General features: G+C 38.5%; 9 protein-coding genes and 1 tRNA gene. 3 read left to right on the forward strand and 7 right to left on the reverse strand.

What is annotated here, in order from left to right; genetic code table 11:
* Positions 1–63: 63 nt before the first annotated feature.
* The 6 genes from STRDD10_RS09785 to STRDD10_RS09810 form a co-directional block, all read right to left on the reverse strand.
* The gene (locus STRDD10_RS09785; RefSeq protein WP_067195633.1) at positions 64–1,920 is read right to left on the reverse strand and encodes a proline--tRNA ligase; all 1,857 of its coding nucleotides are present in this window, start codon (positions 1,918–1,920) and stop codon (positions 64–66) included.
* Between the two features lie 27 nt (positions 1,921–1,947).
* A complete protein-coding gene (gene rseP / locus STRDD10_RS09790) occupies positions 1,948–3,201 on the reverse strand; it encodes an RIP metalloprotease RseP (protein ID WP_156468653.1) in 1,254 nt (417 codons plus the stop codon).
* The gene (gene dxr / locus STRDD10_RS09795; RefSeq protein WP_067195639.1) at positions 3,198–4,358 is read right to left on the reverse strand and encodes a 1-deoxy-D-xylulose-5-phosphate reductoisomerase; all 1,161 of its coding nucleotides are present in this window, start codon (positions 4,356–4,358) and stop codon (positions 3,198–3,200) included. The genes rseP and dxr overlap by 4 nt, the downstream gene beginning before the upstream one ends.
* A 1-nt stretch (position 4,359) precedes the next feature.
* Positions 4,360–5,163: a phosphatidate cytidylyltransferase gene (locus STRDD10_RS09800; RefSeq protein WP_067195642.1), complete on the reverse strand. Its 804-nt coding sequence runs from the start codon at positions 5,161–5,163 to the stop codon at positions 4,360–4,362.
* Positions 5,164–5,167: 4 nt separating this feature from the next.
* Positions 5,168–5,917 carry an isoprenyl transferase gene (locus STRDD10_RS09805; protein WP_067195645.1) on the reverse strand — a complete coding sequence of 250 codons (750 nt, stop codon included), beginning with the start codon at positions 5,915–5,917 and terminating at the stop codon, positions 5,168–5,170.
* Positions 5,918–6,537: 620 nt separating this feature from the next.
* Positions 6,538–6,609 (reverse strand) — tRNA-Glu (locus STRDD10_RS09810).
* Between the two features lie 324 nt (positions 6,610–6,933).
* Here STRDD10_RS09810 and STRDD10_RS09815 point away from each other — a divergent pair.
* The 3 genes from STRDD10_RS09815 to STRDD10_RS09825 are packed head-to-tail and all read left to right on the forward strand — an operon-like array spanning position 6,934 to position 9,291.
* Complete coding sequence (locus tag STRDD10_RS09815; protein ID WP_067195647.1) at positions 6,934–7,977, forward strand: bifunctional glycosyltransferase family 2/GtrA family protein; 1,044 nt, start codon at positions 6,934–6,936, stop codon at positions 7,975–7,977.
* Positions 7,974–8,876: a phosphodiester glycosidase family protein gene (locus tag STRDD10_RS09820; protein ID WP_067195649.1), complete on the forward strand. Its 903-nt coding sequence runs from the start codon at positions 7,974–7,976 to the stop codon at positions 8,874–8,876. The genes STRDD10_RS09815 and STRDD10_RS09820 overlap by 4 nt, the downstream gene beginning before the upstream one ends.
* On the forward strand, positions 8,857–9,291 hold the full coding sequence (locus tag STRDD10_RS09825; protein ID WP_443031103.1) for a hypothetical protein: 435 nt from the start codon (positions 8,857–8,859) through the stop codon (positions 9,289–9,291). The genes STRDD10_RS09820 and STRDD10_RS09825 overlap by 20 nt, the downstream gene beginning before the upstream one ends.
* A gap of 223 nt (positions 9,292–9,514) precedes the next feature.
* On the opposite strand, the gene STRDD10_RS09830 is transcribed toward STRDD10_RS09825, so the two are convergent.
* Entirely contained in the window at positions 9,515–10,954 is a 1,440-nt protein-coding gene (locus STRDD10_RS09830) for a 6-phospho-beta-glucosidase (RefSeq protein ID WP_067195652.1), read from the reverse strand.
* Positions 10,955–11,121 lie beyond the last annotated feature (167 nt).

The raw sequence follows: 11,121 nt of genomic DNA on the forward strand, positions 1-11,121 counted from the left end.
GAAATTTCCAAATAGACTTTGTTTTTCTTATTCAAAAACTCTCTCTTGATCATAAACAAACCGTTAGTTTGTTGAAGTCAAAATTTTCAAGGTTTCTAGTAGATTATCTGCATGTACTTCAATTGTATCCCCTGTTGCCTTTATCTTAACTTCAACAATACCATCGCTTGCTTTCTTACCAACTGTGACACGAATCGGAAGTCCAATCAGGTCACTATCACTAAATTTCACGCCTGCGCGTTCATTGCGATCATCCGTCAAAACTTCATAACCAGCTACTTGAAGCTTCTCTTCCAAGTCAACCGTCAATTTTTGTGATTCATCGTCCTTGATATTAACTGTAATTAAATGTACATCAAATGGTGCCAATTCTTTAGGAAAATTGATTCCCCAAGCGTAGCGGTAATCACCTTTTGGAGTTTTATTAACGAAAAGACGGGCATGCTGTTCCATAACAGCTGATAGGAGACGACTGACACCAATGCCGTAACTTCCCATGATAATTGGGATTGCACGTCCATTTTCATCTAAAACATTTGCCCCCATACTTGACGAATAGCGAGTCCCTAATTTGAAGATATGTCCAATTTCAATTCCACGCGCAAAACGAAGAACTCCTTGTCCATCCGGCGAAACCTCTCCTTCACATACCTCACGAATATCTACATACTCTGCTGTGAAATCACGACCTGGATTGACTCCTGTTAAGTGGAACCCGTCCTCATTGGCCCCAACAACTGCATTGCGAGCATCTTGTACCTTCCGGTCTGCGATAATTCTCACATTCTCTTGCAAACCGACAGGACCGAGTGAACCAAAACCTGCCGAAACAATAGTAGCTACTTCTTCTTCACTTGCAGGTTCAAAGAAATCTGCTCCTAAATAATTTTTCAATTTTACTTCATTTAGTTGATCATTTCCGATCAAAAGCACTGCAACCAGTTCTCCGTCTGCCATGTAAAATAGTGTTTTGATTGTTTGCTCTTTCGGAATATCTAAATAGTTTGCCACTTCATCAATCGATTTAACATTTGGCGTTGCAACACGCACTAGTTCTTCTTCTGAAACAACTCGATTACTTTCTTTGTATTGACTAGTAGCCATTTCAAGATTAGCTGCATAGTTCGACTGATCAGAATAGACAACCGTGTCTTCACCCGAAACCATCCACTTTAGAAGCTCTGCCTTAATTTCATCTTGAACTTCCTCTGGAATTTCATCAAAAGAAGCAACCGATTTATCAAGTACTACCCAGCGTTCAAGGTCGGTACGTGCTGGCGTAATCGCCATAAATTCCTGGCTATCTTTCCCTCCCATAGCACCACCATCACCAATGATCGCTTTAAATTCTAAACCACTTCGAGTGAAAATTTGTTCATAAGCTGCCTTGTAGTCTTCATATGTGACATCCAAGCTGTCATAATTAGAATGGAAGCTATAAGCATCTTTCATGATAAATTCACGAGTTCGAAGTAGCCCATTACGAGGTCGTTTCTCATCACGATACTTAGGTTGAATTTGATAGAGATTCAATGGAAGTTGTTTATAAGATTTCACAGAGTCACGAACAATACTTGTAAAGGTTTCTTCATGGGTTGGCCCTAAAATAAAATCTGATTTTTCACGATTTTTTAATTTATAGAGATCTTCACCGTAGGTGTCATAACGTCCTGACTCACGCCACAAATCGGCACTTAAAAGAGCTGGGGCTAACATCTCTACTGCTCCAATTTTCTCAAACTCTTGCCTCATAATATTTTTGGCTTTTTCAATTACTCGATGCGCCAAAGGGAGATAAGAATAGACCCCTGCTGAGACTTGGCGTGCATAACCTGCTCGAAGCATGAGTGCATGACTAATAACTTGTGCATCACTTGGCATCTCGCGAAGAGTTGGGATGAGCATCTTACTTTGTTTCATATAACTTCCTTTCATTTCATTTACAATTTAAAATAAACGCATAATATCATTCCATGTGACAGATATCATTAGAATAACCATGATAATGACACCAGCCATCGTAATATAGGTCTCTGTTTCCTGTTTTAGTGGCTTTCTGCGAATCGCTTCTACAATATTCAGTAGAATTTTACCACCATCCAGTGCAGGAATTGGAATAAGATTGAAGATTCCAATGTTAATAGAGAGAAATGCCAATAAATAGAGCACATTATTCAAACCATTTTGAGCCGCTTGACTACTCACACGAAAAATCGCAACAGGTCCACCTAATTTGTCTAAACTAAAACTTGCAATCAAATCACGCAATGCTTGAAGTATCGTTCCAGCAGCTGAGACTGTCATTGCGACCCCTCCAAACAACTTATCAACTAACCCTGTTTTAAGGACGGGTTGCACACCAATTACATAGTTTCCATCAACTTTTTTAGGTGTAATTTGAATCTCTTTTTTTTCACCTTGTGTTTGTATGGTTAATTTTAATTCAGGTGCTATTTCAGCATCTTTTGTGGCCAGCTGCATGGCTTGCGTCAAACTTTCCCAATTTGTAATTTTTTGCCCATTCAAACTTTCTAACTCAAGCGTTCCACTATAACCTGCTTGAGCCAATACTCCATCTTGACTAACCTGTACTTGATTACTATCATAGTTTGGTACACCACCTTGCAGAAAAACAAGAACAATAAATACAACCAAAGATAGGATAAAGTTATTCATCGGACCAGCAAAGTTTGTAATTAGCCGTCCCCAGATAGTTGCATTTTGGTATTGAACATCTAATGGTGCAATACGAACTTCTGTTCCATCTTCCTCAATAATACTTGCATCATGGTCTACTTTGTAGGTCTGATTTTCTCCAATTACCAACCCACTTATTTCCAATTTTTCTTCAAAATCAAAACTGGTTACATTCATTGGTAATGCCGTTGGATCGATTTGTTTTTTCGTAAGATTAATTCGAGTGACGATTCCATCAGCATTCATACTAAGCGTCACGGGAGTACCCGTTTTTATCTCTGTACTATCTTCGCCCCAGCCAGCCATGCGAACATAGCCACCTAGCGGAAGAATTCGAACCGTATAAGCTGTCCCGTCTTTCCCTATATGAGAAAACAACTTAGGTCCCATCCCAATTGCAAATTCGCGAACCAGTATACCTGATTTTTTTGCAAAATAAAAGTGCCCAAACTCGTGTACAACAACGATAACACCAAATATAATAAGAAACGTTAAAAATCCTATAATTCCTGCGGACATGTCAGCCACCTTTCTACTTTTTCTCGCGTTTTTTGATCAACTGTTAGAATGTTTTCTAAAGTAAGTTTTTCCACCTCAACATGCTCTGATACTGCCTTTTTTATCACATCTTCTATTTGCAGATAAGATATTTTTTCATTTAGGAAAGCCTCGACTGCCAACTCGTTTGCTGCATTATATACTGCTGGAAAAGTCCCTCCACGTTTGCCAACATAAAAAGCTAAAGCCAACATGGGGAAACGTTCATAATCCATAGGAGCAAAATGAAGTTGGGCTAAGTCTACCAGAGAAAAAGCTGTCTCCTCTTTAATTGGGAGATGTTCCGGATAGGTCAATGCATATTGAATTGGTTGCCGCATATCACTAGCCCCTAACTGGGCTAAAATAGCACCATCTGCTAGTTCTATCATAGAGTGAACTACACTTTCTCTATGTAGAATAACTTCTATTTGATCGTAAGAGATTCCAAATAGATGATGCGCTTCAATCACTTCAAGTCCCTTGTTAACCATACTACTTGAATCAATTGTAATTTTTTCTCCCATAGACCAATTAGGATGTGTCAGTGCCGCTTCCTTCGTGACACTAGAGAGTTCTGCTCTAGTCACATCACGGAAGCTACCACCTGAGGCAGTAATCACCATCTTTCGTATTTGACTTGGAGCAGAAATTCCTTGCATAACTTGAAAAATAGCTGAATGTTCACTATCAAGTGGTAAGATGGTCACCCCATATTTCTTGGCTTCACTCATTATAAAATCACCAGCCATCACCAGCGTTTCTTTGTTTGCCAAAGCTATTTCCTTTTTCTTCCTAATAGCTGCAAGTGTAGGCAAAAGTCCTCTACTACCTGTAATAGCATTGACAAAAAAGTTATAGTTCGAAACTGCTGCTTCCTCCAACCCGTTTTCCCCGGTTAGAATCCTTATAGTTGGAAATTCCTTCTTTAGACACTCCGCAGATTCTTCTTCTCCTGCCACTACTAGGACTGGTGAAAAGCGATGAATGATTTCTCTTGCTTTTTCAAGCTGGCTAAAAAAGCTAAAACCATAGAGGGAGAAACGTTGAGGATAACTAGCTAAAACTTCTAGTGTTTGCTCACCGACTGACCCCGTAGCTCCCATAAGAAAAATAGATTTCATATTAGAAAAAACCTAAAAAATGCATTAGTGGAAAAACAAAAAGTAAACTGTCAAAACGGTCTAAAACTCCACCATGTCCTGGAATGAATTTGCCCGAATCTTTAACTCCAAAATGTCGCTTCATCGCACTTTCTACTAAATCTCCAAATTGACCTGCTATACTAAAGAAAACACTGAAAAGGAGGAGAGCTAGAAGATTGTATGGTCGAATAACCGAGCTATCTAAAAGAGCAAAAACAAAACTAACCACCACGGCAGATACAATCCCTCCCAAAGCACCTTCAACGGTTTTATTCGGAGAAACCAGAGGTGCAAGCTTTTTCTTTCCAAACTTGCGCCCAACTAGATAGGCTCCACTATCGCTAGCCCAAACAACAAAAAGAGCCAACAAGACCTTATCAAATCCAGCAATACGAGCATCAATCAAAGAATTAAAACCTAATCCTACATAAAAACTGGTTGCAATCGGATAAACAGCATCTTCAAAGCTGTAGTTGGGTACAAAAACTGTAGTTCCAAGAAGGAGTAAAACCAACAAACCATATGCAATTACATTGCCATCTACTGGAAGAAAAGGGAGATAGGTTTCAAGAGGTAGCGTGTAAACGAGACTAGCTAACATAGCAAGAACCCCTTCAATACTAAACGTTTCCAACCCCCGCATACTTAACAATTCGTGAGTTGCAAACATAGCTAGTAAGCCAATCAAAAGCTGGAAAGGAACTCCTCCAAACCACAACAGGGGTAAAAAAAGCGCTAAAGCTACTCCTGCTGATAGTGTGCGTGTCCGTAAATCATTGTCCATTACCTTAAATCCCTCCAAAACGTCGGTTTCTTTTATTATATTCTAACACTGCATCCCGTAAGCAGTTTTCATCAAAATCTGGCCAAAGTACATCCGTAAAGTACAGCTCACTATAAGCAGACTGCCACGGTAAAAAATTACTTAATCGAACTTCTCCACTCGTTCTGATAATCAAATCTGGATCTCGCAAAACTCGTGGTAAACTACTGGTTTGTAGATAATCTGCCACCATCTCCTCGGTAATATCCCCTGGATTAAATTTTGCATCTAGTACATCTTGTGCAATTTCTTTAATAGCCTGTGTTATCTCTGCACGTCCACCATAATTTAGGGCAAAATTTAAAATCAAACCTGTGTTTAACTTCGTTAGCTCCTCTGCTTTAAGCAAAGCTTCATAGGTTTCTTTTGGTAAACGCGAAACCTCACCAATCATTTGAATTTTTACATTATTTTTGTGCAGTTCTGGTACAAAACGATCATAAAATTCAACTGGTAAATTCATGATAAACTTAACTTCTTTTTCAGGACGATTCCAATTTTCTGTTGAAAATGCATACACTGTCAACACCTGAACTCCAAGTTCCTTTGCAGCAATCGTCACATTTTGAAGAGCTTCCATACCAGCTTTGTGACCGAAAATCCTTGGTTGCATCCGTTTTTTTGCCCAACGACCATTCCCATCCATAATCACTCCTATATGTTTAGGAGCTTCAATGGAGATGGACTCTTTTTCCTTTTTTATAAAACGAAACATGATAACACCTACTCAGCCTGTCGTAACGAAGACGTTAACAAAATCTTTATACGACAAGTTTTCTATTTGATTCTAAAATAGCTAAACAAAACATCCATTCTGTCAATTAACTATCTTACTAAAAAATGTCTACAAGTAACTGAACGATAGAAATACCTAATCAGCTTACTCTTCTCCGAGTAACATTATACCATAAATCCCGACTTTATGGGATACGGAAAATCTCAAAAGACTGAAAAAGAAAGTGATAGAAGACTCTGTCAACGAACAGGATAAAACAATTCTTGCCAACAAAATATTTTTCATATCTGATAAGAAAAGACTGACTCTCATCATGGAACAAAACTTTCGGGAATTAAAAGAAGCATACTATTTTAAGAAATCAACTATTGTTTTAAATCCGATATTGTAAATTTAGAATTGTTCCTATTCTAAATTTACAATTCATTTCACCCATTGTCATAACTGGATTCTTATCAAAACATATTCTCTCAAGTATCCTCTCATAAGATAGACTAAAATTACCATTATAAAAAGCAACTTTCCAAACGATAAAAGTGAATACATGCAAAACAATTTGAGAAAGAAAAAAGCTACTCATAAGAGTAGCCTAAGATATATAGTCCGTACGGGATTCGAACCCGTGTTACCGCCGTGAAAAGGCGGTGTCTTAACCCCTTGACCAACGGACCATTTACACAACATAAACAGTATAACACGGAATGTTATCTCTGTCAATACTTTTTCAAAAATTAAATTACGTTTTTACATCTATTCAACCTTCTTCCCTCTTATTTTTTTAAAGACAACGCTCTCTAAATAGAAAAAAATTGATTTCTTTCTATTTTAAATACCAGAAAAACTTATCACAAATTCTTTTCTTCTATATAATTCACTCTCTTTTTGACTTTTAAAACCTTAAAGATAGCTTTCTGTTTTCTTAAACTTAACTGATATCAGTTAGATTTAAGCTCACTTTTGTATGATAGTCCTATCAATACTGAACGAGGTACTCTATGAACTATTTAGTTTTACCAGCTTATAAACCTGATCATTCTTTACTCGATCTGCTAAGAAAGGTTGATAAGGAATACTTTAACCACATTGTCATTGTAGATGATGGCAGTGGTATAAATTATAAAGATATTTTTCGTGAGGCAGAACATTTTGCAACAGTTATTTCTCATACAACGAATAAAGGAAAAGGACAAGCACTGAAAACTGCCTTTGCTTACATTAAACGACTCAATCGACCAGGAGTTGTTGTAACAGCTGACTCAGACGGGCAACATTCTCTAGACGATATCCGTGCTGTAGCAAGTGTCGCCGGAAATCAACCTCATCGATTAGTTCTAGGCTGCCGGGCATTTTCAGGCTCTGTTCCGTTCCGAAGTCGATTTGGAAATGAACTAACTAAAAAAATATTCAAATTACAAACTGGAATTGCTGTATCCGATACTCAAACTGGATTAAGGGCCTTCTCAACCTCTCTACTTGATTTCATGCTAGCAGTTGATGGAAAACGTTATGAGTATGAAATGAATATGTTATTGGATGCCAGTCGTGAATTGACCATTTTAGAAGTGCCTATCGAAACCATCTATATCGATGATAACAGCGGATCGCACTTCCGTCCAATACAAGATGGACTAATCATCTACAAAAATATGTTTAAATTTGCTCTTTCCTCAGTCGCTTCTTTTCTAATAGATTATCTGCTCTATGTATTCTTTATCTTTATTTTGAGTGCTGTTCCATCTGTGCTTCGAATCTTACTTGCTAATACAATTGCTCGAACAGGTAGCGCTATCTTTAACTTTTCAGTTAATAAAAATTTGGTATTCCAAAATAAGGACAGCTTAAGTAAAACTGGAATTGGGTATGCTGGCCTTGTTCTCACCATATTCATTCTAGATACGATGTTAATTACACTCTTTTACCACATATTTGGTTTAAACCTTCTTCTAGTTAAAATTATTGTCGGTCTCCTTTTGTTTGTTCTTTCTTGGTTCGTTCAAAAGAAATTTATTTTCAAAGAAAGGAAAATCATAACTTCATGAAATTCTTAAAAAAATCCTATGCTTATGCTTCTGTTTTTGGACTCTTACTGACTAGCGGATTTAGCTATACTTTACTAAAAACCTTTGTCCTGTCAGAAAGCATGACGACCGTAGCAGCAAATACTCAAGATACCAAAGCTGCTCAAACAGCCGCTTCAAATGCTACAATCACGGATAGCAGCTACTCTGACGGGAACATTAGCATCAACTTAACAGAAACTACAGTCGCTAATACCCAAGTGTACATCGCAGATATCACAACCACATCAAGTGACTACCTTAAAACAGCTCTAGCTCAAAATACCTACGGGACCAATGTAACAGCTAAAACTTCTGAAACTGCTGCAGCTAACAATGCTATCCTTGCTGTAAACGGTGATTACTACGGTGCTAACTCAACGGGTTATGTCATTAAAAACGGGGTTATCTATCGGGATACCGTTCGTGATGATGCTGAAAATGGCGACCTTGCTATTTTCAGTGATGGACACTTTGAAATCATCTACGAAAATCAAACGACGGCCCAAGAATTGCTTGATAAGGGAGTTGCCAATCTGCTTGCTTTCGGCCCATCCTTAGTTGAAAATGGGGAAATCACAGTATCGACAAACTCTGAAGTTGGTCAGGCTATGTCTTCTAATCCACGTACTGCTATCGGTATTATCGATGAAAATCACTACATTATCGTCGTATCAGATGGACGTACTTCTGAAAGTGCCGGTCTCTCTCTATATGAACTGGCAGAAGTGATGAAATCTTACGGAGCAAAAACTGCATATAATCTTGACGGAGGTGGTTCTTCTACACTTTATTTTAACGGTCAAGTTATTAACAAACCTACAACTAATGGCTCTATATCAGAAAGGTCGGTGAGCGATATTGTCTACTTTGGTTACTAATCCTACACAAACTATCAAAAAACGTTCTGCACTTCACCCACAAAAGAGACGTTTGAAACGAACGGCTATTACCTACAGCATATTAACTATCTTTTTACTGATATTTAGCCAAATCTACCTCTCAAAAAGTTTTGGAGAAACTTCTCTTCATATGACTTGGTTACCAATCCTACCTCTATTAGGTGGTATCGGACTCATTATCAGTCTAAAAGTTATGCCAAATCTCTCTCGATTGAGCTACAACCTTTGGAACTCCACAATAGCAATTACGATAGTCGGCTTCCTTTTCCGAGGGATCGTCAATCTGTCTGGTCGCTCCACAACACTAGACACTCCGTACTGGATTGCCACTGCTGTCTTTGCTATTTTGACTCTTATAGCTCTCCTTTTTACCCGAAGTCGTTGGGAGAACTAAATCATAGTCTTCTCTAAAAAAGAAATAAACTCCGACTATTTAACTAAAGCAATTTGAGTTTTAGTGCTCTTTCAAAAGACACTAAAACAAACTCCACCCTCAAAGATAAAAAGCGAACAAATTTAGTTTTCTGATATTCAGAATTCTAATCTGTTCGCTTATTTATTTTAAATATTTGAACATTGAGTTCTTCTAAAATCAAAATCTCTTTTTCCTAGTTTCTTTACTCTACAGAAGCACCATTACTTGCGATAACTTCTTTGTACCAGTTAAATGATTTCTTCTTAGAGCGTTTAAGGCTACCATTACCATCGTTGTCACGGTCCACATAGATGAAGCCATAACGTTTCTTCATTTCACCAGTTCCAGCAGAAATAAGGTCAATACAACCCCATGTTGTGTAGCCCCAAAGCTCTACACCATCTTCATTGATAGCATCACGCATGGCCTTGATGTGGGCTGCCAAGTAGTCGATACGATAATCGTCTTCAACATAACCATTTTCATCTGGTGTATCCGCAGCACCAAGACCATTTTCAACAATAAACATTGGTTTTTGGTAACGATCCCAAATAGCGTTAAGGGTAATGCGAAGACCTAGTGGGTCAATTTGCCAGCCCCACTCTGAAGCTTCCAAATATGGATTTTTGATAGAAGCAAAGATATTTCCAGCAGTCTTTTCATTCACTTTTGGATCACCTGAAGCCACACGACTAGCATAATAAGAGAAGGAAATAAAATCAACAGTATACTTTTTGAGAAGAGCCAAATCTTCTTCAGTCATCTCAATCTTAACGCCGTCACGTTCCCATTGCTTCTTAGCATAGTTTGGGTACTCTCCTCGAGCCTGAACATCAATAAAGAAGTAGCTACTACGGTCTTCTTGCATGGCCGCCCAATAGTCGCGTGGATGGGCTGTATTTGGATAATATTGACCTGCCGCCAACATACAACCGACCTTATTTTCAGGATCAATCTCATGGGCCAACTTGGTCGCCATAGCCGAAGCTACCAATTCATGGTGAGCTGCCTGGTATTTAACCTGCTCCTCATTCTCACCCTCTTCAAAGCAGAGTCCTGCTCCCATAAATGGTGCATGGAGAATCATATTGATTTCATTGAATGTGAGCCAGTACTTAACCAAACCTTTATAACGTGTAAAAAGGGTACGGCAGAGATTTTCATAGAAGCCAAGCATCTTACGATTACGCCAGCCACCATACTCGGTAATCAAGTGCATGGGACAATCAAAGTGTGTGATCGTCACCAAAGGTTCAATGCCATACTTGTGACATTCCTTGAAGAGGTCCTCGTAAAAGGCAAGCCCAGCTTCATTTGGCTCAGCCTCATCCCCCTTAGGAAAAATACGTGACCAAGCAATAGAAAGACGGTAGGTTTTAAAGCCCATTTCACCAAAGAGAGCAATATCTTCCTTGTAACGATGGTACATATCGATACTTTCCTTAGCTGGATAGAAATAGCCGTCCTCAAAGTCAAACATTTTTTTATGCCCAGTGATAATAGGAAAACGATCCTCGCCAATTGGCACCACGTCAACGTTAGCTAAACCACGCCCATCAGCATCATAGGCACCTTCACATTGGTTGGCTGCTGTCGCACCGCCCCAGAGAAAGCCTTTTGGAAATGTCATTTGTTTTGTCATGATACTACCTCACTTCGATTGATGATTCTATTATACTATCAAAAATAAAGAAAATCTTGCAGAATAGTGTCAAAAGATGATACTATTCCCTGATTTATTCTGTCCTTATTCTTTCAATCCGTCACATTCTTGAATTAAGTTTCTAAAAAAGGAGTGTCTCTCTCTTT

The sequence above is a fragment of the Streptococcus sp. DD10 genome (assembly GCF_001578805.1).
Taxonomy (GTDB): Bacteria; Bacillota; Bacilli; order Lactobacillales; family Streptococcaceae; genus Streptococcus.